At 64.5% G+C, this 22,660-nt stretch carries 23 protein-coding genes; 2 read left to right on the top strand and 21 right to left on the bottom strand.

From position 1 onward, the window contains the following. Window positions 1-12 precede the first annotated feature (12 nt). From DSM43276_RS06575 to rpmE, 15 genes are all read right to left on the bottom strand, one after another. Window positions 13-429 (bottom strand): DUF2550 domain-containing protein, encoded by a 417-nt coding sequence (locus DSM43276_RS06575; RefSeq protein ID WP_078289481.1) that lies wholly within the window; start codon window positions 427-429, stop codon window positions 13-15. Between the two features lie 52 nt (window positions 430-481). Next, window positions 482-847 (bottom strand): F0F1 ATP synthase subunit epsilon, encoded by a 366-nt coding sequence (locus tag DSM43276_RS06570; RefSeq protein ID WP_046252978.1) that lies wholly within the window; start codon window positions 845-847, stop codon window positions 482-484. Window positions 848-881: 34 nt separating this feature from the next. Continuing rightward, window positions 882-2,312 carry a F0F1 ATP synthase subunit beta gene (gene atpD, locus DSM43276_RS06565; protein WP_078325321.1) on the bottom strand — a complete coding sequence of 477 codons (1,431 nt, stop codon included), beginning with the start codon at window positions 2,310-2,312 and terminating at the stop codon, window positions 882-884. 14 nt (window positions 2,313-2,326) lie between these two features. Further along, a complete protein-coding gene (locus DSM43276_RS06560; protein WP_078328816.1) occupies window positions 2,327-3,259 on the bottom strand; it encodes a F0F1 ATP synthase subunit gamma in 933 nt (310 codons plus the stop codon). Between the two features lie 20 nt (window positions 3,260-3,279). After that, the gene (atpA, locus tag DSM43276_RS06555) at window positions 3,280-4,929 is read right to left on the bottom strand and encodes a F0F1 ATP synthase subunit alpha (RefSeq protein WP_078328815.1); all 1,650 of its coding nucleotides are present in this window, start codon (window positions 4,927-4,929) and stop codon (window positions 3,280-3,282) included. A 46-nt stretch (window positions 4,930-4,975) separates the two neighbouring features. Beyond that, on the bottom strand, window positions 4,976-6,322 hold the full coding sequence (locus tag DSM43276_RS06550) for a F0F1 ATP synthase subunit B/delta (protein ID WP_078328814.1): 1,347 nt from the start codon (window positions 6,320-6,322) through the stop codon (window positions 4,976-4,978). 3 nt (window positions 6,323-6,325) lie between these two features. Beyond that, on the bottom strand, window positions 6,326-6,859 hold the full coding sequence (locus tag DSM43276_RS06545; protein WP_078328813.1) for a F0F1 ATP synthase subunit B: 534 nt from the start codon (window positions 6,857-6,859) through the stop codon (window positions 6,326-6,328). Window positions 6,860-6,864: 5 nt separating this feature from the next. Beyond that, on the bottom strand, window positions 6,865-7,116 hold the full coding sequence (locus tag DSM43276_RS06540; RefSeq protein WP_030094898.1) for a F0F1 ATP synthase subunit C: 252 nt from the start codon (window positions 7,114-7,116) through the stop codon (window positions 6,865-6,867). 62 nt (window positions 7,117-7,178) lie between these two features. Beyond that, window positions 7,179-7,934, bottom strand: a complete 756-nt coding sequence (atpB, locus tag DSM43276_RS06535) for a F0F1 ATP synthase subunit A (RefSeq protein ID WP_078325316.1) — start codon at window positions 7,932-7,934, stop codon at window positions 7,179-7,181. Continuing rightward, on the bottom strand, window positions 7,931-8,368 hold the full coding sequence (locus DSM43276_RS06530; RefSeq protein ID WP_191986610.1) for an ATP synthase subunit I: 438 nt from the start codon (window positions 8,366-8,368) through the stop codon (window positions 7,931-7,933). Before DSM43276_RS06530 ends, atpB begins: the two co-directional genes overlap by 4 nt. A gap of 261 nt (window positions 8,369-8,629) precedes the next feature. After that, window positions 8,630-9,856 carry a glycosyltransferase family 4 protein gene (locus DSM43276_RS06525; RefSeq protein WP_078328811.1) on the bottom strand — a complete coding sequence of 409 codons (1,227 nt, stop codon included), beginning with the start codon at window positions 9,854-9,856 and terminating at the stop codon, window positions 8,630-8,632. A 15-nt stretch (window positions 9,857-9,871) separates the two neighbouring features. Next, window positions 9,872-10,543, bottom strand: coding sequence for an L-threonylcarbamoyladenylate synthase (locus DSM43276_RS06520; protein WP_078328810.1), 672 nt, complete (start codon window positions 10,541-10,543; stop codon window positions 9,872-9,874). Window positions 10,544-10,552: 9 nt separating this feature from the next. Further along, window positions 10,553-11,395 (bottom strand): peptide chain release factor N(5)-glutamine methyltransferase, encoded by an 843-nt coding sequence (prmC, locus tag DSM43276_RS06515; RefSeq protein ID WP_078328840.1) that lies wholly within the window; start codon window positions 11,393-11,395, stop codon window positions 10,553-10,555. 5 nt (window positions 11,396-11,400) lie between these two features. After that, entirely contained in the window at window positions 11,401-12,471 is a 1,071-nt protein-coding gene (gene prfA, locus DSM43276_RS06510; RefSeq protein ID WP_078328809.1) for a peptide chain release factor 1, read from the bottom strand. 94 nt (window positions 12,472-12,565) lie between these two features. Next, window positions 12,566-12,790, bottom strand: a complete 225-nt coding sequence (gene rpmE / locus DSM43276_RS06505) for a 50S ribosomal protein L31 (RefSeq protein WP_078298282.1) — start codon at window positions 12,788-12,790, stop codon at window positions 12,566-12,568. A 189-nt stretch (window positions 12,791-12,979) separates the two neighbouring features. Between rpmE and DSM43276_RS06500 the strand changes: the two genes are divergently transcribed. Beyond that, entirely contained in the window at window positions 12,980-13,195 is a 216-nt protein-coding gene (locus DSM43276_RS06500) for a hypothetical protein (RefSeq protein ID WP_078289139.1), read from the top strand. A 153-nt stretch (window positions 13,196-13,348) separates the two neighbouring features. Beyond that, window positions 13,349-13,834, top strand: coding sequence for a hypothetical protein (locus DSM43276_RS06490; protein WP_078328808.1), 486 nt, complete (start codon window positions 13,349-13,351; stop codon window positions 13,832-13,834). 129 nt (window positions 13,835-13,963) lie between these two features. Here DSM43276_RS06490 and rho read toward each other — a convergent pair whose 3' ends face one another. The 6 genes from rho to argS all read right to left on the bottom strand — a co-directional run bounded on the left by rho (window position 13,964) and on the right by argS (window position 22,572). Continuing rightward, the gene (gene rho / locus DSM43276_RS06485) at window positions 13,964-15,892 is read right to left on the bottom strand and encodes a transcription termination factor Rho (RefSeq protein ID WP_078328807.1); all 1,929 of its coding nucleotides are present in this window, start codon (window positions 15,890-15,892) and stop codon (window positions 13,964-13,966) included. A 336-nt stretch (window positions 15,893-16,228) separates the two neighbouring features. Further along, complete coding sequence (gene thrB / locus DSM43276_RS06480; protein WP_078328806.1) at window positions 16,229-17,149, bottom strand: homoserine kinase; 921 nt, start codon at window positions 17,147-17,149, stop codon at window positions 16,229-16,231. Beyond that, window positions 17,146-18,213 carry a threonine synthase gene (gene thrC / locus DSM43276_RS06475; RefSeq protein WP_078328805.1) on the bottom strand — a complete coding sequence of 356 codons (1,068 nt, stop codon included), beginning with the start codon at window positions 18,211-18,213 and terminating at the stop codon, window positions 17,146-17,148. Before thrC ends, thrB begins: the two co-directional genes overlap by 4 nt. Beyond that, window positions 18,210-19,514 (bottom strand): homoserine dehydrogenase, encoded by a 1,305-nt coding sequence (locus DSM43276_RS06470; RefSeq protein WP_078328804.1) that lies wholly within the window; start codon window positions 19,512-19,514, stop codon window positions 18,210-18,212. Before DSM43276_RS06470 ends, thrC begins: the two co-directional genes overlap by 4 nt. Next, window positions 19,511-20,923, bottom strand: coding sequence for a diaminopimelate decarboxylase (gene lysA, locus DSM43276_RS06465; RefSeq protein WP_078328803.1), 1,413 nt, complete (start codon window positions 20,921-20,923; stop codon window positions 19,511-19,513). The genes DSM43276_RS06470 and lysA overlap by 4 nt, the downstream gene beginning before the upstream one ends. Further along, window positions 20,920-22,572 (bottom strand): arginine--tRNA ligase, encoded by a 1,653-nt coding sequence (gene argS, locus DSM43276_RS06460; protein ID WP_078328839.1) that lies wholly within the window; start codon window positions 22,570-22,572, stop codon window positions 20,920-20,922. The genes lysA and argS overlap by 4 nt, the downstream gene beginning before the upstream one ends. Window positions 22,573-22,660 lie beyond the last annotated feature (88 nt).

The following is a 22,660-nucleotide window of genomic DNA, read 5'->3' as shown; positions in this document are numbered from 1 at the left end:
GGGCACGAGCGCCTAGCGGGTGCGGCGTTCCGCACGCCGCGAGGGTCGCGACTCAACCCAGGACATGAAGGCGGTTAACGCGCCGCGATCCAGCGCCATTTCGTACACGCGTGCGCCGTCGCGCAGCTGCAGCACCACAATCTCGGCCGTCATGATGTCGTATTCGTCGCCGCGCGGAATCCGCCGGTCGATGATCTCGAGTTCACGCCGCGACAGCCGGCGATCGGCCCAGAGCCGCACGCTGGAGAGCCGATAGAACTCCGCTTGAGATTCGCGGTACCGCATGACGCCGTGGCGCCAGCGCCCCTCCCCCGCCTCCGGTATGTCACGCAGCAGAGCCGCGGTACCGCCATGTCGCAACTTGAGCAGACGAAAACTCAACGCGGTCACCGCCAAAGCAAGGACGGCGATGACCGATATCTCGATCATCGCCGTCACGCTCAAAGCGGTGTTTCCTTAGTGGTTGGCCGTATGGGTAGTGCTAAACCGTCTGGCCGAGAGCACGTAGGCGCGCGCGTCCTTGCGCGGCTACTCGTGGATCCTCAGAGCCGGAATCGGTCTTGGCTTTGGACTCGTCAATATCCGCACGTGCCTGCGCGGACTCGACCAGGATGCTCACCTTGGTGTCGGTGATCGACAGGAATCCCCCGTCAATCGCCCACCAAAGATCGTCATTACCCTCGCGCTCGATCTTCACCGCCGCATCGTCAACCAGCTGCGCCACCAACGGAATGTGGTGCGGCAGGATGCCGATTTCGCCGGAGGTCGTGCGGGTAAAGACGAATGTGGCCTTACCCGACCAGATCTCACGCTCGACGGCGACAATCTCGACGTCAATCTCAGACATTCAATGCACCTCCTTCAAAATCGCTAGCGACGAATTACAGCTTGGCGCCGAGGCTTTCGGCCTTCTTCGCCAGGTCGTCCAGGCCACCGATGAGGAAGAACGCCTGCTCGGGCAGGTGATCGAACTCGCCCTTGGTGAGCTTGTCGAACGCCTCGATGGTCTCCTTCAGCGGCACCGTCGAACCGGGCTGGCCGGTGAACTGCTCCGCCGCCATCATGTTCTGGCTCAGGAAGCGCTCGATACGACGGGCGCGGCCCACCAGCTGCTTGTCCTCTTCGGACAGCTCATCGATACCGAGGATGGCGATGATGTCCTGCAGATCCTGGTAGCGCTGCAGAACGCGGATGACTTCCTGCGCGACGCGGTAGTGCTCTTCGCCCACCACGGACGGCAGCAGAATCGTCGACGACGAGGCCAGCGGATCCACGGCGGGGAAGATGCCCTTGGAGAACACCGCGCGCGAGAGCTCGGTGGTGGCATCCAGGTGCGCGAACGTGGTGGCCGGCGCCGGGTCGGTGTAGTCGTCGGCGGGCACATACACGGCCTGCATCGAGGTGATGGAGCGACCACGGGTCGAGGTGATGCGCTCCTGCAGCTCACCCATCTCGTCGGCCAGCGTCGGCTGGTAACCCACCGCGGAAGGCATGCGGCCCAACAGGGTCGACACCTCGGAGCCGGCCTGGGTGAACCGGAAGATGTTGTCGATGAACAGCAGCACGTCCTGGCCCTGCTCATCGCGGAAGTACTCCGCCATGGTCAGAGCGGACAGCGCGACGCGCATACGCGTGCCGGGCGGCTCATCCATCTGGCCGAACACCAAGGCGGTGTCCTTGAGCACGTTGGCATCGGCGAGCTCGACCCACAGGTCGTTGCCCTCACGGGTGCGCTCACCCACGCCGGCGAACACCGAGGTACCACCGAAGTTGCGGGCGATACGGTTGATCATCTCCTGGATCAACACGGTCTTACCCACGCCGGCACCGCCGAACAGGGCGATCTTGCCACCACGCACGTACGGGGTCAGCAGGTCGACGACCTTGAGGCCGGTCTCCAGCATCTCGGTGCGCGGCTCGAGCTGATCGAACGCCGGGGGCTTGCGGTGGATGGACCACTTCTCGAAGTCGCTGCCGTAGCCCGGCTCGTCGAGGCAGTCGCCCAGGGCGTTGAAGACGTGGCCCTTCACGCCGTCGCCGACCGGCACCGCGATGGTGTTGCCGGTGTTGGTGACGTCCACGCCACGCACCAGGCCGTCAGTCGGCTGCATGGACACGGTGCGCACGAGGTTGTCGCCCAGGTGCTGTGCCACCTCGAGGGTCAGCGTCTTGGCCAGCGACTCATAGGTGATCTCGGCATTGAGGGCAGAGAAGAGCGGCGGCACGGCGCCGCGCGGGAACTCCACGTCAACGACCGGGCCGGTAACGCGAACAACTCGCCCGACGGTCTTGTTAGCAGTTGGTGCGGTCATCTACTCGTCTCTTCCTAATGTTCGCTTGCGGCGGCCGAGGCAAGCGCGTCAACGCCGCCAACGATTTCACTGATTTCCTGGGTGATCTGGGCCTGGCGAGCACGGTTGGCTTCCAGGGTGAGTCCCTTGATGAGCTCATCGGCGTTGTCCGTGGCCGCCTTCATGGCGCGCCGACGGGATGCCGACTCCGAGGCTGCGGCCTCCAGCAGTGCCGCGTACACCCGGGTGGCCAGGTAACGAGGCAGTAGCGACGCGAAAAGCGTTGTGGCGTCAGGCTCGAACGAGTACTGGGTGGTCGGTCCGGTGGCCTCGCCGACGTACTCGACCTCCATCGGCGCGATCCGCTTGGCCACGGCCGCCTGGGTCAGCATCGACTTGAACTCGGTGTAGACGATGTGCAGTTCGTCCACGCCGAGGATGCCGTCGGCACCCGGGTCATCGCCGTCGTCATCGGCACCCGCCAGGAACGCGTCCACCAACACACCCGCGATCTCCTGGGCGTGCGCGTACTCGGGTCGCTCGGAGAACCCGGTCCAAGACTGGGTGACCTTGCGGCCGCGGAACTTGTAGAAGTTCAGCGCCTTGCGGCCGACCACGTAGATCACCGGGGTCTTACCCTGCTCACGCAGCAGCGCGAACAGCTCCTCGGCGACACGCAGCACGTTGGCGTTGTAGCCACCACACAGACCGCGGTCCGAGGACACGATGAGTACACCGGCCCGTTTCGGCTCGGCCCGCTCCACCAGCAACGGATGATCCAGTGCGGCGTCGTCGGCGAGTGCGGTAAGCACGTTGGTGATCTCGGTCGCGTACGGACGCGCCGCCACGACGCGAGCCTGCGCCTTGGAGATGCGCGACGTCGCGATCAGCTCTTGCGCCTTGGTGATCTTCTTGATCGACCCGGCGGATTTGATCCGCCGGCGCAGTTCTCGGATTTGTGCAGCCATTTTCTGAAGGTCCTACTGCTCTACTTCTTTGCCGGAGCCGGCTTGCGGACCTGGACGGTCTCCTGGCCAACCTCGGACTCGTCCAGAGCCTGGGCCGCGACGTCCTTGACCTCCACCGAGCTGCCGTCAGTAGCAGCGAAGCTCTTCTTGAACGCGTTGATCGCGTTGGTGAGCTTGGTCTCGGTGTCCTCGGAGAACTTCTTGGTCTCCTTGATGTCGGCCAGGATGTCGGCGTGCGAGCCGCGCACATGGTCGAGGAATTCCCGCTCGAACCGGATGACGTCTCCGACCGGCACCGAGTCGAGGTGACCACCGGTGCCGAGGTAGATCGCCACGACCTGCTCCTCGACCGGGTACGGCGAGTTCTGCGACTGCTTGAGCAGCTCCACCAGGCGCGCGCCGCGCTCCAGCTGGGCCTTCGAGGTGGCATCCAGGTCGGAGGCGAAGGCCGCGAAGGCCTCCAACTCGCGGTACTGCGAGAGCTCCAGACGCAGCGAGCCGGCTACCTCTTTCATGGCCTTGATCTGTGCGGCACCACCCACGCGCGACACCGACACACCGACGTTGATGGCCGGGCGCACACCCTGGTTGAACAGGTCGGTCTGCAGGAAGCACTGTCCGTCGGTGATCGAGATGACGTTGGTGGGGATGTAGGCCGAGATGTCGTTGGCCTTGGTCTCGATGATCGGCAGGCCGGTCAACGAGCCGGCACCGAGTGCGTCCGAGAGCTTCGCGCAACGCTCCAGCAGACGGGAGTGCAGGTAGAAGACGTCACCCGGGTATGCCTCGCGGCCCGGCGGACGGCGCAGCAACAGCGAGATGGCACGGTAGGCCTCGGCCTGCTTGGTCAGGTCGTCGAACACGATGAGGACGTGCTTGCCCTGGTACATCCAGTGCTGGCCGAGGGCCGAACCGGTGTAGGGCGCAAGCCACTTGAAGCCGGCAGCATCGGAGGCCGGGGCGGCGATGATGGTGGTGTACTCCAGCGCGCCGGCCTCATCCAGCGTGCGGCGCACCGCGGCGATGGTCGAGCCCTTCTGGCCGATGGCGACGTAGATGCAGCGCACCTGCTGTGCCGGGTCACCGGTCTCCCAGGCCTGCTTCTGGTTCAGGATGGTGTCGACGCAGACGGCGGTCTTGCCGGTCTTGCGGTCACCGATGATCAGCTGCCGCTGGCCGCGGCCGATCGGGGTCTGCGAGTCGATGGCCTTGATGCCGGTCTGCAGTGGCTCCGAAACGCTTTGACGCTCGACCACACTGGCGGCCTGATGCTCGAGAGCACGGCGGGTCTCGGCCTCGATATCGCCGCGGCCGTCAATCGGCTCACCCAGCGGGTTGATGACGCGACCGAGGAAGGCATCGCCCACAGGTACCGAGAGCACCTCGCCGGTGCGCTTGACCTGCTGGCCCTCTTCGATGCCGTGGAAGTCACCGAGGATAACGGTGCCGACGCTGCGCTCATCGAGGTTCAGTGCCACACCCAGCACGCCGCCGGGGAACTCGAGGAGCTCCTGGGTCATGACCGAAGGCAGACCCTCGACGTGGGCGATGCCGTCACCGGTGTCGGAGACGATGCCGATTTCTTCGCGGGTGGGGTCGGCGGAGAACGTCGCGACGTACTGCTCGATCGCGCCGGAGATGTCGGCCGAGGAGATCGTCAACTCTGTCATGGCTTTTCGTCTTCCTGCTCGTCTTTAGGTGATGCGTCTAATGGGGTTAATTGGGCAGATGGAGGGCGGCCGCGGAGAGCCGGGTGGACAGGCTGCCGTCGATTTCCTCGTCACCGATATTGACGACGAGACCACCCAGCAGGTCGGGATCCACATCCAGCTGCACCGCAATGGTGCGTCCGTAAATCTGTCCGAGCACCTGAGCCAGTCGGGTGATCTGCGCATCGCTGACCGGAGCTGCCGCCTTCACGTGAGCGACCGACTCGTCGCGGCGGGCAACCGCCAACTCGGCGACCTCAAGTACCGCGATATCGGCACGCTTGCCACGCAGCAGGCGCACGGTCTGGGCCAGCAGGCTGGTCACAATCAGGTTGGACCGGCCGGCGAGAACGTTCTTCAGCAGCGTCACGCGATCGGCGGCAGGCGCGGCGGTGTTGCCCAGCAGCGTGCTCAGTTGCGGCTCCCCATCGAGGATGCGACTGACACGGAACAGCTGGTCCTCGACATCGTCGATCTGACCGTCGCGCTCGGCCCGCTCCAGCAGCGCGAGGCGGGCAATGTGCTCGATCGCGGTGATCAGGTCACCGGACGCCGACCACCGGGCCGTCACGGCCGCACGCACGACCTCGAGCGCCGGCCGTCCGATCTTGGACGTGAGCACGGAGTCGACCAGGGCGACCTTGGCGGCCTGCTCGCTGGCATCGACCGGCTCGGACAGGTGCTTGCGCAGCACCAATTCCTTGATGAGGAGCTCGGCGACCGCGGTCAGATCATCGGCCAGCGCGTTGAGCGTCAGGCTGTCGAGCGAGACCGCATTGGCCTGGAAGGCCGACACCTGCTCCGCCAGCGATTCGCGGCTAGCGGCGTGCAGGCCCGCTCCCCCGACCGCCAACGGTCGGCGTTCGGTGTTGACGCTGCCGGCCATCTGAGACAGGTCATCGAGGAACCGGTCGACGGTGGCTGACTGCGCCGCGGGGTCACTGACGTGTGAACGCACCAAATCGCCTGCGCGGTTCACGGATTCGGCACCGAGGTCACCGCGTAGCTGACGGATCAGCTGCTGGCGCTGCAGCAGGATCTGCTCCTGGCCATGCACCTTGATCCGCGCAACCTCAGCGTCAGCCTGCTCACGCAGCTGCTTGGCGATCTGCACGGCATCCGCCTTGGCTTCCTCGGCGATCTCGGCGGCATCAGCCTTGGCATCTTCGATCGCCTTGGCATGCGCACCCTCGGCCTCGACCAGCTTGTCCGCCGCAGTCTTGCTATCGGCGAGCTGCTGACGCACCGTGTCCTGCTGCTTGGCCATCAACGTGCGTACCGGCGGCGCGACGTACTTGACCACCAGAAACACGATGACAGCGAAACCGAAGAGCTGTCCTAAAAATGTCGACATCTTTTAGCCTCGCCCTGCATTCGCTGGTTCCGAAAGGCTCACGCCGAGAACGCGTTCGGCGAGGGTCCGGGACAAGCTGTCGACATTCGTCGCCAGCTCGCCGGAGGTTGCCTCGCCCTGACGGGCCAACTCCTCTGCGGCCGTCGCGTTCACGGCAGTCGCTTCGGCATTGGCCCGCTGACGCATGTCCTCGAGAATTCCGCGTCCCTCGGCCCTGGCCTCGTCACGCACCGCAGTTGCGGCACCGCGCGCCTTAGCCAGCTCATCCTTGTAGTCAGCCTCGGCGGCGGTGAATTGCTCAGCGGCGTTCCGGTTGTCCTCGGTCGTCTTGGTGGCCATGTCCTCACGCGCCTTGAGCACACGCTGAATCGGCGGGACTACGAAGGTTCCGATGACCGCCAGGACGATCAGGAAGATCGCCAAGACGACAAAGAAGGTGCCGTTGGGGATGAGGAAGTTGTTCTGCTTCCCACCCTCTTCGGCGGCTTCCGCCGCTACTGCCGTGACGGCAGTGGCGACACTGTGCAATTCACCCATGCCGATTAGCTGGCGCCGGGGGTCGCGAAGACGAACAGCGCCATGAAGGCCAGGTTGATGAAGTACGCAGCCTCAACCAGACCGACGGTGATGAAGAACGGCGTGAACAGCCGGCTCTGAGCCTCGGGCTGACGGGCAACACCGGAGATCAGGGCGTTACCGGCGATACCATCACCGATACCGGCACCGATGGCGCCACCGGCCATGATCAAACCACCGCCGATGAGGGCACCAGCAACAATTGTCGGGTCCGCCATTTTCTTCCTCCTTATTATGTGGTAGCTGTGCTACCGGGGTCTATTCAGGTTGGTCTGGGTAATTAGTGGTGTTCGTCGGTTTCCATCGACTGGCTGAAGTACAGGACAGTCAGCAGCGCGAAGATGAAGGCCTGGATCAGACCGACGAACAGGTCGAATGCCTTCCAGATGGCGTTGGGCGCCCACATGATGTACGCGGGGAACATGGCAATAAGGGCCACCATGATGCCGCCGGCGAACATGTTGCCGAAGAGCCGCAGCGACAGCGAGATGGGCTTGGCCAACTCCTCGATCGGGTTGATGAACGCGGTAACCCAGGTGTGACCCTTGAGCAGCTTGATCGGGTGGCCGATCAGGCCGCGGCGCGCAAAACCAGCGATGTGGTAGCAGACGAATACGAACAGCGCCAACGCCAACACGTAGTTGATATCCGAGGCCGGGGGGGCCAACAGTTCGGCCGTCTTACCCGTGTCATCGGTGTACTGCACGGGCAGCACCGAAATCCAGTTGGAGACGAGAATGAAGACGAAGATCGTCACGGCCAGCGGCAGCACAAATGGCGCCACCTTCATGCCGATGGCCGACTCAACCTGGTTGCGGAACTGAACCGTGACCGCCTCGAAGAACAGCTGCACACCGTTGGGCACACCGGTCGAGGTGACCTTGGCCCGCAAGAACAGCGCCAGCGCGATCACGACTACCCCGGCCAGGGCGGTGGCGACAATCGTGTCGACGTTCACCTCACCGAGAAAGCCCCAGTGTGCGTGCTTGTGATGACCAACCTCGATGGCGGCTTCTGCCTGGAATGTCGTAATCATGCTGCGCCCTGCTCACTGCTCACTGAACGGATCCCTTTCCACACCGGCACAGCGGTGGTCAACACCAGCAGCACCTGGAACAACGCAACTCCGAAGAACACCCCAAGACCAGCGGGGCGGAACACGAATGCGATCACCAGGGCGAGGACGGTGATGATCATCAACCGCGCCGCGGAATTGATGGCCATCTTTTGTTTGCTTGGATTGTCTTGTGCGGTAATTACTTCCGCAGATTGGCGAACGAGGAGAGCGTTCACCAATCCGAGTCCAAGCCCAGTAACGAAGAAGACGCCGAACTGCCAATGCCCCAGCAGGGCGGAGGCCAGCAGAGCCAGAGCACCGAGAACGCCACACAACACCGCCAGACGCAACGGGCGAAACGCCAATGCCGGAAGAACCAGCGGAGCATCGGGGCTTGCCTGGGGCACGGTCACCTGGAGTGTCACCTCACATCTTTGTCGGGGTGGCGGAACAAAAACTGCGTTCGTCGGTTCCAGACCTTATAGGAGGTCTGAGGGCTCGCTGAACTCACCTCAATGGGCAGCTCCCTGTCGGTCAGTTGATCGGTCCCGGCGGAACCTGGAATGTCTAGACAGACTTTCCAAAAATTCCGTCGCTCCGGTGTGGCCGGCACCCGTGAGTTTTCGGGTATGGCAGAACCGTATCACATGGTAGAGGCGGTTAATGCACCCCTACTACTTTTCGTCGTACACCGATGGTTCCGGTGGAACGGTGGCCGAACTGAGCCCTGATTCGGCTCCCGGCAGCTGATCGAGTTCCTCCCGACGCAACAGGGGAACGACCGTTGCGACGATGGCGATACCGATGGCGCCAACCACCACCGCTCCCGCATATCGGGGCTCGAAGAAGATGGTGCTGGCGGCTCCGAAGGCGATGATCGCCACCCACAGGTAGATGATCAGCACCGCCTTGCGATGCGAGTGCCCGATCTGCAGCAGCCGGTGATGCAGGTGCATCTTGTCTGGGCTGAAGGGGCTCCGGCCCGCCCGGGTCCGGCGGATGATCGCCAATAGCGCGTCCAGCGCGGGCACCAGCAACACCGCGATCACCAACAAGAACGGCGACAGGAGGACGAACATGTCTTTGGCGCCGTACGAGCTCTGCGAGATGGGGCCCGCGGCCGTTGTCGATGCGGCCGCCAGCATCAGGCCGATCAGCATCGACCCTGAGTCCCCCATGAAGATGCGTGCCCGGTGGAAGTTGTGCGGAAGGAAGCCAAGGCACGCCCCGGCGAGCACCACCGAGATCACCGCGGGCGGGTAGTACAGGACGTCACCGCCGTGGCTGCGCAACAGCCCGATCGAGAAGATGCAGATGGCGGCCGCGGTAATGAGCCCCAAGCCGGCGGCCAGCCCATCGAGCCCATCCACGAAGTTCATCGCGTTCACGATCGACACCGTCAACGCGAGCGTGACCAGGATGGAGGACATCTGATCCAACACGATGGTGCCCACCCCGCCGAAGGGGATGTAGATCATGCTCCAGGCCACCCCCATGGTGACCAGGACGCTGGCGGCCGTGACCTGCCCCGCGAACTTAGTCAGCGCGTCCAGGCCCCATTTATCGTCGATGAGCCCGACGGCCATGATGATGCCGCCCGCGACGACGACGGCAGGCATACCCGACGAGTAGACGAAACCCCTTGTCAGGGCGGGCAGTTGCGAGGCCAGGAAGATCGCCGCGCACACGCCGAAGTACATGCCGAGGCCGCCCATCCGGGGGGTCGGCTGTAGGTGCACGTCACGCTCGCGCGGGTAGGCCACCGCGCCCACCCGGGTGGCGAACATCCGCACGCCACCAGTGCAGAAGAACGTCGTGATGGCCGCCGTCAGCCCAACCAGGGCGAGCTCACGCAGAGGGACACCCGCGCCGCGATCGGCGAGGGCCAGCAGCTCACTCACGCATCCGACCGTACTTCAAGATCCTGTGGGTTCCGCCGACTCGCCGGGCCCGATGTCGCCGCCAATCACCTCGACGATCTGTTCCCGGGTGATCGGTCCTTCCCTCAGGATCAGCGGCACCGGTCCGGTGAGGTCGACGATGGTCGATGCCGCACCCAGTTCAGCGGTGCCACCGTCCAGATACACCGCAACCTTGTCGTCCAACTGATCGCGGGCCTCAGCGGCCGTGAGCGCCGCGGGCTGCCCCGATACGTTGGCACTGGAGACCGCCATCGGACCGACAGCGCGCAGCAGCTCGATGGCCACCGGATGCAGGGGCATCCGTAGCATGACGCTCCCCTGCGCATCTCCAAGATCCCAGGACAGCGACGGCGCGTGCTTCACGATGATGCTCAGCGGCCCCGGCCAGAAGGCCTCGATGAGCTCACGGGCGGCCGACGGAACCGCGAACACCAGTCCGTCGATCGTGTGCCACGACCCGACGAGCACTCCGACGGGCATGTCCCGGCCCCGGCCCTTGGCGGCCAGAAGGGCCGACACCGCATTGGAATCGAATGCATCACAACCCAATCCGTAGACAGTGTCGGTGGGCATGACCACCAGTTCACCCGCCTTGAGCGCGCTCACCGCTGCGTCGATACCCTCTTGGCGGGTCGCAGCGTCCTGGCAGTCGTAGACGACGGTCACGCACCCAGTCTATGGGGTCGGGGATTTCCGGCGAGCGGTAACGAAGCGCGGCCGCCCTGCCAGGTCGTATCGCTGCGCAACCTCATCGAATAGGCCACTGGCCGTGAATAACTCGCGCGTTCCATCACCATTGGTGTCGTCATGCTCAACACCAATGCGGCCTCCGGCGGCCAGGAGACGACCGGCAGCCGTCACGATGGGCGCGATAATCTCCAGCCCCTCGACACCCGCGAACAACGCCAATGGCGGATCGTGCTGCGCCACTTCGGGCTCCAGTTCGACGCCTTCCGGGATGTAGGGCGGGTTGGCGACGATCAGGTCGACCATTCCATCCAGCTCCGCCAACAGCGTGGGCGAGGTCGCATCAGCCTGGATCACCTCGACCGGAGTTCCTTCGGTGTTGCGCCGCGTGTAGATCAACGCCCGCTCATCAAGCTCGATCGCGAGGATACGAGCGGACGGCTGGTCATGTGACAAGGCGACAGCGAGCGCTGCCGATCCGGCGCATAACTCCACAACCGTCGCATGAGTTGTCAATTCCCCTGTTGCCCAGGCGTACAGAGACTCCGTCTCCGGGCGCGGGATGAACACACCGGGGCCCACGAATACCTCGACAGGGCCAAAAGCAGCATTACCAGTCAAGTGCTGCAAGGGAATCCGCTGCGCCCGCGTAGCTACCAGTTCGCGGTACCTCTCGGGAAAACTCGGTGCGAATTCGGCAAAACGCAATCGTGTTCGCGGGATGCCGAGCAGATGCGAGGCGAGCTCTTCGGCGTCTACCTGCGGGCTGGAAACTCCTGCTCGAGAGAGCGATTCGACCGCTTCGGCGATCAGCTGACGCAACCCGCTCATCTCACTCACGCCTCTTGCAGGCGCGCCTTCCGATCGGCCACGGCCAGCGCATCGAACAGCGCATCAAGGTCACCGTCGAGCACCTGATCCAGGTTATGTGCCTTGAACCCGACACGGTGATCGGTGATCCGGTTCTCCGGGAAGTTGTAGGTGCGGATCCGCTCACTGCGATCCACGGTGCGGATCTGGCTGGCGCGACCGGCCGATGCGTCGGCCTGCGCCTGCTCCTCGGCGAGCGCCTGCAGCCGCGCCGCCAGCACCAGCATGGCGCGCGCCTTGTTCTGCAGCTGCGAGCGCTCGTTTTGGCAGGTCACCACGATCCCGGTCGGCAGGTGGGTGATGCGGACCGCCGAGTCGGTGGTGTTCACCCCCTGGCCGCCCTTGCCCGAGGAACGGTAGACGTCGATCCGAAGATCCGACTCGTCGATCTGGATTTCCTGGACCTCTTCGGGCTCGGGATAAACCAACACACCCGCTGCCGACGTATGCACGCGTCCTTGGGATTCGGTGACGGGAACACGCTGGACGCGATGCACCCCACCTTCAAACTTGAGCCGCGCCCAGACACCGTCGGCGGTGTCTCCCTTGCTCGCGATGGCCAAGGTGGCGTCCTTGTACCCGCCGAGGTCGGATTCTGTCTCGTCGAGAACCGTGACCTTCCAGCCATGCCGCTCGGCGTAGCGGATGTACATGCGGGCCAGGTCGGCAGCGAACAGCGCCGACTCCTCGCCTCCCTCACCAGATTTCACTTCGAGGAGGATGTCGTCACCGTCATGGGGGTCGCGCGGCGCCAGCATGTCCGACAGCTGAGTCTCCAACTCGGCGACCGACGATTCCAACTCGGTCACCTCATCGGCGAACGAGGGATCGTCCGCCGACAGCTCGCGGGCGGTGTCTAGGTCATCGCGAGTAGCGACGAGCTTGCGGTGGGTGGCGACGATCGGCGAGAGCATCGCGAACCGGCGGCCGGCCTTGCGTGCAGCGCCCGCATCCGCGTGTAGCGCCGGGTCGGCCAGTCGCTTCTCCAACTCAGCGTGCTCGGCCAACATCGCGCTGATCAGCGGCGTCTCGCTCATGCGCCCTCCTCCCAATGTTCATACGCTCAGTCGTCCCTACAAAAAAACCGACGCCCGGACTGCGCAAAGGCAAATCCGGGCGTCGGCAAGGAAGCTATTTGTCGGCTGCGGCCTTGCGCTTGCCGTACCGGGCCTCGAACCGGGCGACGCGACCGCCGCTGTCCAGGATCTTCTGCTTGCCGGTGTAGAAGGGGTGGCACTGCGAGCAGACCTCGACAACGATGTGGCCGCTGTCCTTGGTGCTGCGGGTGCTGAAGGTGTTACCGCAGCCGCAGACCACGCTGGTCTCGACATAGGTGGGGTGGATACCCGATTTCATTGCTTTTCCTCTGCGTGTTGTGGTCGCCGGGTCGCTTTGTGGGCGTGAACCGGAACCCTTCAAAAGGCTGAGAGGCCATTATGCCAGCTCAGTTACGTAGAACCTAAACGGCGCCGACCTGCTCACTATTCCCCACTCCGGGACCCGGCGTACGTTGGGAAAGGAACGCCGATCAGGAAGGGACAACGCATGAACATCAAGAGATTGATCGTGACAAGCGCATCCGCGGCGGCAATGGGCTTAGCCGCCTTCGCGGGTGCTCCGGGCCTGGCCAATGCCGACCCGATCACTCCCCCGTCACCGCCGCCCATTCCCCAGGCTCCACCGATTCCTCAGGGGACGGGGGTACCGCCCATTCCCCAGGCACCGCCGATTCCTCAGATTCCGGCCATCCCGCAGCCTTGACGCAGGCCCGATCTCGGGCATGTAACGGGCATTGACATCCTGTCGATATCCCCAACAGCAGCCGCGGCATCACCAACACGGTGCCGCTGTTGGATCTCAATACGTTCGGTTGAGTCGGGGCGAACCGCCGAGATAATCGGACAGGAGTCGCATATGAATCTGAAAAGTCTTGTGAGCCAAGGTGTCATCTTTGGCGCACTGGCGATGGGCACGCTGGGGTTGGGCGCCGTTCCGGCATACGCCCGGCCCGCTGGTCAGCCCGGTTACACCCAGGATCATCCGAATCGCCCGCACGACGACGATGACTGGGGCGACCACGACGGCCGGCGCAACAACGGGAACTGGCGTGGCAACGACAATTGGCGCGACCGCGACCAGGACTGGCGGGATGACCGCAGCTGGCGAGACGATCGCCGGGAGTGGCGCGACAATCCGTGGCATTACGACCAGCGCCCGCCCTGGGGTTGGGCCCCGCCGCCTCGCGCGGAATGGCGCGGGCCACTCCCCGACCGCTGGGGTCCGCCTCCCCGTGCCTTCGATTACTGGGGACATCGGGTCCAGCCAATCTGGGATGACGGATTCCGGACCTGGGGATTCTGGCTGTTCGGCATCTGGATCCCGCTCGCGTCGATCGGCTAGCAGTTCGGCGCGGAAGGTCGCACCGCCAGGGGCTTAGGCGCCCAACTGAGTAGCGTCGACAGCGCCCGATCACACCGTGTCAAAAGTGCGCGGTATCACCGATACCTACCGGTGATACCGCGCCACGCGCTAGCTGTACTGCGGTTCGTCTGCGTTCATCCCGCCCGGTGCGGTCTTGGAGACCTGGAGCAGGAACTCGTAGTTGGTCTTGGTCTTGCGCAGCTGACTCATCAGCAGGTCGATGGCCTGATGTGAATCCAGACCCGAGAGCACGCGGCGCAGCTTATGCACAATCGCGAACTCGTCGCCGCTCATCAGCAGCTCGTCCTTACGGGTACCCGACGGGTTGACGTCGACGGCCGGGAACACCCGGCGCTCGGCGATCTTGCGGTCGAGCTTGAGCTCGGCGTTGCCGGTGCCCTTGAACTCTTCGAAGATGACGGTGTCACCAGTAGATCCGGTCTCGACCATGGCCGTGGCAATGATCGTCAGCGAGCCGCCGTGCTCGATGTTGCGCGCCGCGCCCAGGAATCGCTTGGGCGGGTAGAGCGCGGTCGAGTCGACACCACCGGACAGGATGCGGCCCGACGCGGGTGAGGCGTTGTTGTACGCACGTCCCAGACGGGTGATGGAGTCGAGCAGCACCACGACGTCCTTGCCCTGCTCGACGAGGCGCTTGGCGCGTTCGATGGCGAGCTCGGCAGCCTGGGTGTGATCTGACGGCGGGCGATCGAAGGTGGAGGCGATGACCTCACCCTTGACCGAGCGCTGCATGTCGGTGACCTCTTCGGGCCGTTCGTCGACCAGCACGACCATCAGGTGACATTCGGGGTTGTTCGCAGAGATCGCGTTGGCGATGTTCTGCATGATCGTGGTCTTACCGGCCTTGGGCGGGGACACGATCAGCGCGCGCTGTCCCTTACCGATCGGCATGATCAGGTCGATGATGCGGGTCGTCAACTTCTCGGTGGTGGTCTCCAGCCGCAGCCGCTGATTCGGGTACAGCGGGGTCAGCTTGGTGAAGTCGGGGCGCTTCTTGGCGTCCTCAACCGGGCCGCCATTGACAGTATCGAGGCGCACCAGCGGGTTGAACTTCTGCCGCTGGTTCTGGTTCGCGGCATCCTGGTCGCGGGGCACCCGCACCGCACCGGTGATGGCATCGCCACGACGCAGACCGTTCTTGCGCACCAGGTTCATCGAGACATACACATCGTTCGGCCCGGCCAGATATCCGGACGTCCGAACGAACGCGTAGTTGTCGAGCACGTCGAGAATGCCGGCCACGGGCTGCACGACATCGTCCTCGCGCAGCTCGGTCTCGCCGCCACCGCCGCCGTCGTTAGTGGTGCGGTCGCGACCGCGGCGGCGCTCACGGGTACGACGACCACGACGACCACGGCCGTCGCCATCATCGCCACGGTTCCCCTGGTTCTGGTTGTTGTCTTGGTTATTGTCCGAGTTCTGGCCCCCCGAGCCGCCATCGCGACCCGAATTCTCGGAGTTTTCGGCGTTCGCGCGGCCGCCGTTCTGCTGCTTGCGCTCACCGTCGGCGTTCTGGTTCTGGTTGCGACGCCGCTCGCCACGGCCCTCACGGGACGCGCCGTTGTTCTCGGCATCCTTACCCTCGGTGACCTCGGCAGAGCCGGTCTCCGGAGTGGACTTCGGCGCCTCGACTGGCAGCTCAAGGGCAGTCTGAGCCGGCTCGGACTGCGCTGATTCACGCTGGCCCTTCGGGGCCGATTCCTTCTGAGCAGCCTCGGCGGGTGCCGAGGAGGCCTGAGGCTGCTGAGCCTGGGCGGCCTGATTGTTGTTCTTTGGCGCGCCAAGCGCACCCTGATGCTCACGAATGGCGGCGATCAAATCGCCCTTACGCATTCCGGAGGTACCCTTGACGCCTACTTGGCTGGCCAGCGCACGCAACTCCGGCAACACCATCGTCGACAGCGCACCCAGTCCATCACCCCGGCGCTCCTTGGTAGAGCGATCGGAAGAGGCTGTGGTGGGCGCCTCCGGAGTTTCCGGGGCGGCTTCGGTCGCGATGAGGTCCGTATCGGTCACGGATTTCCTTTCCTTCCCCCGCCAAACATGGGGCGAGGGGTCTCACTTCGGCCAGTCAGGTTGCTGGCCGCGAAGTTCATGCTGCGGGCCCACAGAGATAGGGCCACGCGAGGTCCGGAGAAATAGCAGCTGACCATCGACCTTGCGCAATATCGCCGCCTGTCTGGGACGACGGAGACATCGGAAAGAACTAGGAGAATTTGTGATCGTCCTCGTTCTCGGCGCAGGTGCGCAGAAGCTGCAATTGCTGGGACTGATACCGAGGATAACCCCCTGGTGAGCATCAAGCAACCAGCACCCCCCGGCGAGTCCCCCGCTCACCAGCAATAACGCCAGCTATCGAGCCGACACACCCGCAGATACGGACAACTCCACGAGTGAGAAACCTTGATCTTCAGCGTATTTCACCGCGGAATCGGGGAGATCGCCGGTGATCAGCGCCAATACCGCAGGTCCAGCACCGGAAAGTACCGCCGCAACCCCTTCGCGCCGCAGATACCCGAGAACCTCCGCGGATGCCGGCATCGCGACGGCGCGCTGCGGCTGATGCAGACGATCCTCGGTGGCTGTCATGAGCAGATCCGGCCGTGCGGTCAACGCAACGGTGAGCAATGCCGCCCGGCTAATGTTGAATCTTGCATCTACATGGGTGACAGATTCTGGCAGCAATACACGAGTATGCGCCGTGGAGGACTGCTCCTCCGGGATCGCCGCGACAATCTTGATATCGGGGTGCACTTCGAGACGAGTGGCCGCATAGACAGGGGCCGCACCAGACGTCTCCGACCAGGAGACCACCGCTCCCCCGAGCACGCTGGCCGCCGCGTTGTCCGGATGCCCCTCGAATTCGGAGGCCAGCTGCACCAGCACGTCATCGGAAAGCACCGCGCGCCCAGCTTTGGCGAGCAGCCCATTCGCGGCCGCGAGGCCGGCGACCGCCGCAGCGGCCGATGAACCCAACCCACGCGAGTGCGGAATCTTGTTGTGACACTGGACAATCAGCCCAGGCGCGACGACTCCCCCGACCGCGAGTCCTCGTTCGATCGCGCGCACGACAAGGTGGCTGCCATCGAGCGGAACCTCGCCGGCGCCCTCACCTTCGACAACCACCTTGAGGCCGGATTCGGTTGTGTTGACTTCGATTTCGTCATACAGCGACAGCGCAATGCCGAGACTGTCGAAGCCCGGGCCCAGGTTCGCACTCGACGCGGGCACCACCACGGTGGTGGCCAACCCCGCGGGCAGAAGTTCGCTCACGCGAGTTCCAGCGCCTCGGCGACCGCGCTCGCCTGCACCGGAATGGGAGTCACCTCGGGCATTCCACTCAAGGCGTTATCGGGATCCTTCAGGCCGTTCCCCGTCACGGTGCAGACCACGGTGGAGCCCTTCGGAACCCAGCCGTCGGCAACCGATTTCAGCAAGCCCGCAATGCTGGCCGCCGACGCGGGCTCCACGAACACGCCCTCACTGGAGGCGACCAACCGGTAGGCGCTGAGAATCTCCTCATCGGTGACGGCCAAGAACTTGCCACCCGACTCCTGTTGTGCAGCAACAGCACCCGACCACGACGCCGGCGATCCGATACGGATTGCGGTGGCAATGGTCTCGGGGTTGGCGACCGGTGCCCCGTTGACCAGTGGCGCCGCACCCGCGGCCTGTGCGCCGAGCATCTTGGGCAGCCGGTCCGACAGACCATCGCGGTAGTACTCGTTGTAGCCGCGCCAGTACGCGGTGATGTTGCCCGCGTTGCCGACCGGCAGTGCGTGAATATCGGGGGCCGTGCCGAGGGCATCCATGATCTCGAAGGCCGCGGTCTTCTGCCCCTCGATGCGCACCGGGTTCACGGAGTTCACCAGGGCGATGGTCGGGTAGTCCGCGGTGGTCTTGCGCGCCAGCTCCAGACAGTCGTCAAAGTTCCCGTCCACCTGGATGATCCGGGCGCCATGGATGACGGCCTGGGCCAGCTTGCCCATCGCGATCTTGCCCTGCGGGATCAACACCGCACAGGTGATGCCCGCCTTGGCGGCATACGCGGCGGCGGAGGCGGAGGTGTTCCCGGTCGAGGCGCACAGCACCGCACGCTGGCCGCGAGCCAGTGCGTCGGTGACCGCCATGGTCATGCCACGGTCCTTGAACGAACCGGTGGGGTTGAGCCCTTCGACCTTCAAATGCACCGTGCAACCGGTGAGCTCGGACAGGCGTGCCGCGGGTAGCAGCGGAGTGCCGCCCTCACGCAGGGTCACGGGCTGCCAGTTCTCTCCGATCGGGAGGCGGTCCCGGTACGCCGCGATGAGGCCGGGCCAAGGGGTGTGAACGGTCACTCTTGTGTTCCTTCCAGCCGGATGACACTCGCGACACCCAGCACCACGTCGAGATCGGCAAGTGCGGCAACGGTTTCCGAGAGCGCAGCGTCTGTCGCCTTGTGGGTGAGCACCACCAGCCGGGCGCCCGTCTCGTCGACCTCGCCCTCCTGCCTGACGGTGGCGATGCTGACCTCGCGCTTAGCGAATTCGGTGGCAACGGTGGCCAGCACGCCCGGCTTGTCGGCGACCCGCATCCGCACGTAGTAACGCGTCGGAATGAGCCCGATCGGGGCGATGGGCAGCTGTGCGTACCTGGACTCCAAAGGCCCGCGACCTCCCTGGACGCGGTTGCGTGCTGCCATCACCAAATCTCCTAGTACTGCGGACGCGGTCGGTGCACCGCCGGCGCCCTGTCCGTAGAACATGAGCTCGCCGGCGGCCTCCGCCTCGACGAAGACGGCGTTGAATGCCCCATTCACACTTGCCAGCGGGTGGGTCAGCGGTACCAGCGCCGGATACACTCGCGCCGAAACACGATGGCGCCCTTCCTTATCAGTGATCCGCTCGCAGATGGACAACAACTTGATGGTGCAGCGCAGGGCACGCGCGGACTCGAAATCGTCGGCACTGATCTTCGTGATGCCCTCGCGATACACGTCGTCGGCACTGACCCGGGTATGGAAGGCGATGGACGCGAGAATGGCGGCCTTCGCGGCGGCGTCGTAGCCCTCGACATCGGCGGTCGGGTCGGCCTCGGCGTACCCGAGCTCCCCCGCCTCGGCCAGTGCCGTGTCGTAGCCGGCACCGGTGTTGTCCATGGCGGACAGGATGTAGTTGGTGGTGCCGTTGACGATCCCGGACACCCGGATCACCGAATCTCCGGCCAACGATTGAGTCAGGGGACGGATGACGGGAATGGCTCCCGCCACGGCGGCCTCGAAATAAAGGTCGACTCTTGCTCTTTCGGCGGCCTCGGCGAGCTCACCGGCAGACTGGGCCAACAGCGCCTTGTTGGCGGTGACCACCGACTTACCCGCGTTGAGCGCACCCAGGATGCCGCGCCGTGCGGGTTCCACCGGGCCCATGAGCTCGACGACAATGTCAACGTCATCCCGCGAAACCAGGGCGTCGATATCGTCGGTGAGCAGGTCCACCGGGACACCACGGTCGTCGGCAACACGGCGCACACCGATTCCGCGGATCTCCAGCGGGGCACCGATGCGGGCCGCGAGATCACTCGCGCTGCTTTCGATGATCCGCGCTACCTCGCTACCGACATTGCCCAGGCCCAGGATCGCTACGCCTATCGCATCACTCATTCACTTACCTCCAAACTCACCAAATCCTCGACGGTCTCGCGCCGCAGGATCAGCCGCGCCTCCCCGTCCTTGACGGCGATGACCGCCGGACGGGTCAGCAGGTTGTACCGACTGGACATCGAGTAGCAGTACGCGCCCGTCGCGGCGACCGCCAGCAGATCTCCGGGCGCCACGTCCTCGGGCAGCCACGCGTCTCTAACCACGATATCGCCGCTTTCGCAGTGCTTTCCGACCACCCGGGACAGCACCGGAGCCACATCGCTGTCGCGGGAAACCAGCTGCGGGTGGTACTCGGCCTGATACAACGAGGTGCGGATGTTGTCACTCATCCCGCCGTCGACGCTTACATAGCGGCGCTGACCGTTGGACAGAATCACGTCCTTGGTAGTGCCCACCCGGTACAGCGTGACGGTGCCGGGGCCGGCGATGGCCCGGCCCGGCTCGATCACCAAACGCGGCTCGGGCAGACCGACCAGCGCCGACTCGGTGCGCACGATCACACCGAGCTTGGCCGCCAGATCCCCGATGGGGGGCGGATCGTCGGAAGGCACATAACTGATACCGAGGCCACCGCCGAGGTCAATGATGTTGAGCTGCGCGGTCTTCTCGGTGCCGAACTCGGCGACCACATCACGCAGCAGCCCGATCACCCGATGCGCGGCAACCTCGAACCCATCGACATCGAAGATCTGCGAACCAATGTGGCTGTGCAACCCGACCAGTCGCAGGTTGTCGGTGCCGAAAACGCGACGCACGGCCTCCAGCGCCTGCCCACCGGCGAGGGACAATCCGAACTTCTGGTCCTCGTGCGCGGTAGAGATGAACTCATGGGTGTGTGCCTCGACACCGACGGTGACGCGCACCAGAACGTCTTGCACCACACCGGCGCTGCCCGCGATCGCATCCAGCCGTTCGATCTCGATCATCGAATCGACGACGATGTGCCCAACACCGGCCTGCACCGCTTGCGCGAGTTCGGCCTCGGATTTGTTGTTACCGTGCAGCGCGATCCGCTCCGGAGGGAACTCGGCACGCAGCGCGATGGCCAGCTCACCTGCCGAGCAGACATCGAGGCCCAGCCCCTCGTCTTTGATCCAACGCGCGATCTCGGTGCACAGGAACGCCTTCGAGGCATAGTGCACACGCGCGGCGCCACCGAACGCGGCCGCCATATCCCGGCAGCGTGAACGGAAATCGTCCTCGTCGATGACGAATAGCGGCGTTCCGTACTTCTCGGCGAGCTCGGAAACGGCTAGGCCCGCGAGGGTAACCTCACCGCTCGTACCGCGAGAAGCATTGCGGGGCCATACGTTCGGTGCCAACTCGGTCGGGTTGGCCGGTGGTGCACTGGTCATGGCGGTGTGCTGTTCCCCTTCTGCGTGGCGGGGGCCTGCCGGGTGTGCGCTCACATCCGCTCCGGTGCGCTCACGCCGAGAATATCCAGGCCGTTGGCGATGACCTGCCGGGTGGCAAGACATAGCGCTAGGCGTGCCGCGTGCAGGTCCCCAGGTGTTTCGTCACCCTGAGGGAGCACCCGACACGAGTCGTAGAACCGGTGATAATCACCGGCTATATCTTCCAAATAGCGTGCGACACGGTGCGGTTCACGCAACACCGCGGCGTTCTGCAGGATGCGGCCGAACTCGCCGAGCCCGCGGATGAGCGCACCCTCCTTCTCATGGGTGAGCAGCTCGAGATGATCGGTCGAGTGCTGCAGGCCCAACTCGGCGGCATTGCGCGCCAGTGCGCACAGTCGAGCGTGCGCGTATTGGACGTAGTAAACCGGGTTCTCACTCGATGCGGAAGCCCATAGCTGTAGGTCGATATCGATCGAGGTGTCCACCGAGGACCGGATCAAGGCGTAGCGGGCGGCATCGACTCCGATGGCGTCGACCAGGTCATCGAGGGTGATGACGGTGCCGGCGCGCTTGGACATCCGGACCGGCTGGCCGTCGCGTACCAGGTTGACCATCTGGCCGATGAGCACCTCGACGCTATCGGCCTCGTAACCCAGCGCTGCGGCAACGGCTTTCAGGCGCGCGATATACCCGTGATGATCGGCACCGAGCATGTAGATGCACAGGTCGAAGCCGCGCTCACGCTTATCGAGGTAGTAGGCGATGTCACCGGCGATGTAGGCGGGATTGCCGTCACTCTTGATGACAACCCGGTCCTTGTCGTCGCCGAAGTTGCTCGAACGCAACCAGGACGCGCCGTCCTTCTCGTAGATGTTGCCGGTCTTACGCAGCTGCGCAATGGCCTCCTGCACCCTGCCGGAGGTGTGCATCGAGTCCTCATGGGTGAAAACGTCGAAGTCCGTGCCGAACTCGTGCAGTGACTCCTTGATGTGGGTGAACATCAAGTCCACGCCGATTTCCCGAAAGACCTCAGCGGCCTCGCCCTCCGGCAGCGAGAGCGCATCCGGACGCTGAGTGAGTACTTGCTTGGCGATATCGGCAATGTAATCGCCGGCGTACCCGTCCTCCGGGGCTTCCTTGCCTTCGGCCGCGGCGATGAGCGAGCGGACAAACCGGTCGATCTGCGCACCATGGTCGTTGAAGTAGTACTCGCGGGTGACCGTGGCACCCTGGCGGGTCAGCAGGCGGCCCAGTGCATCGCCGACTGCGGCCCAGCGGGTACCGCCGATGTGGATCGGCCCTGTCGGATTGGCCGATACGAATTCCAGGTTGATCGTGTGCGTGCCCTGCGCATCCGAATTGCCGTAGGTCTGACCCGCGTCGAGAATGTTGGTGACGATGGTTCCCTGCGCATCGGCGGCGATCCGCAGGTTCACGAACCCGGGCCCGGCGATCTCGGCGGCGGCGATGGCCTCGTTGGCGACGAGCGCATCGACGAGCCAGGTGGCCAAGTCACGCGGGGCAACACCGACCTTCTTGGCAACCTGCAGGGCCACGTTGGTGGCGTAGTCGCCGTGCTCCGGATTACGGGGCCGTTCGACGGTCACGGTGGCCGGTAGCGCCGACGTGTCCAGGCCTCGCTCGTCCAGCACCGTGGTAGCGGTGGAACGTAGCAGGTCGGCGAGGTCGACGGGAGTCACGGCGATCATCCTATGGGCTGGGGTATCCAGGCCCCGAATCCTTTACACGCGACCGAAACGGTGTTCGGGGTGCTGATGGGGATGCGCT

It is taken from the genome of Mycobacteroides salmoniphilum (genome assembly GCF_004924335.1).
Classification (GTDB): domain Bacteria; phylum Actinomycetota; class Actinomycetes; order Mycobacteriales; family Mycobacteriaceae; genus Mycobacterium; species Mycobacterium salmoniphilum.
The sequence above is the reverse complement of the archived record's forward strand: the minus strand, read 5'-3'. Positions and strand labels throughout refer to the sequence as shown.

What these genes read in the sequence shown, in the direction of transcription:
- atpD (WP_078325321.1), bottom strand. Translation starts at nt 2,312, where the DNA reads ATGACCGCACCAACTGCTAACAAGACCGTCGGGCGAGTTGTTCGCGTT.
- prmC (WP_078328840.1), bottom strand. Translation starts at nt 11,395, where the DNA reads ATGAGCGGGTTGCGTCAGCTGATCGCCGAAGCGGTCGAATCGCTCTCT.
- DSM43276_RS06540 (WP_030094898.1), bottom strand. Translation starts at nt 7,116, where the DNA reads ATGGCGGACCCGACAATTGTTGCTGGTGCCCTCATCGGCGGTGGTTTG.
- DSM43276_RS06545 (WP_078328813.1), bottom strand. Translation starts at nt 6,859, where the DNA reads ATGGGTGAATTGCACAGTGTCGCCACTGCCGTCACGGCAGTAGCGGCG.
- DSM43276_RS06490 (WP_078328808.1), top strand. Translation starts at nt 13,349, where the DNA reads ATGAATCTGAAAAGTCTTGTGAGCCAAGGTGTCATCTTTGGCGCACTG.
- rpmE (WP_078298282.1), bottom strand. Translation starts at nt 12,790, where the DNA reads ATGAAATCGGGTATCCACCCCACCTATGTCGAGACCAGCGTGGTCTGC.
- DSM43276_RS06570 (WP_046252978.1), bottom strand. Translation starts at nt 847, where the DNA reads ATGTCTGAGATTGACGTCGAGATTGTCGCCGTCGAGCGTGAGATCTGG.
- atpA (WP_078328815.1), bottom strand. Translation starts at nt 4,929, where the DNA reads ATGACAGAGTTGACGATCTCCTCGGCCGACATCTCCGGCGCGATCGAG.
- DSM43276_RS06560 (WP_078328816.1), bottom strand. Translation starts at nt 3,259, where the DNA reads ATGGCTGCACAAATCCGAGAACTGCGCCGGCGGATCAAATCCGCCGGG.
- atpB (WP_078325316.1), bottom strand. Translation starts at nt 7,934, where the DNA reads ATGATTACGACATTCCAGGCAGAAGCCGCCATCGAGGTTGGTCATCAC.
- prfA (WP_078328809.1), bottom strand. Translation starts at nt 12,471, where the DNA reads ATGAGCGAGACGCCGCTGATCAGCGCGATGTTGGCCGAGCACGCTGAG.
- DSM43276_RS06550 (WP_078328814.1), bottom strand. Translation starts at nt 6,322, where the DNA reads ATGTCGACATTTTTAGGACAGCTCTTCGGTTTCGCTGTCATCGTGTTT.
- DSM43276_RS06470 (WP_078328804.1), bottom strand. Translation starts at nt 19,514, where the DNA reads ATGAGTGATGCGATAGGCGTAGCGATCCTGGGCCTGGGCAATGTCGGT.
- DSM43276_RS06575 (WP_078289481.1), bottom strand. Translation starts at nt 429, where the DNA reads ATGATCGAGATATCGGTCATCGCCGTCCTTGCTTTGGCGGTGACCGCG.
- DSM43276_RS06500 (WP_078289139.1), top strand. Translation starts at nt 12,980, where the DNA reads ATGAACATCAAGAGATTGATCGTGACAAGCGCATCCGCGGCGGCAATG.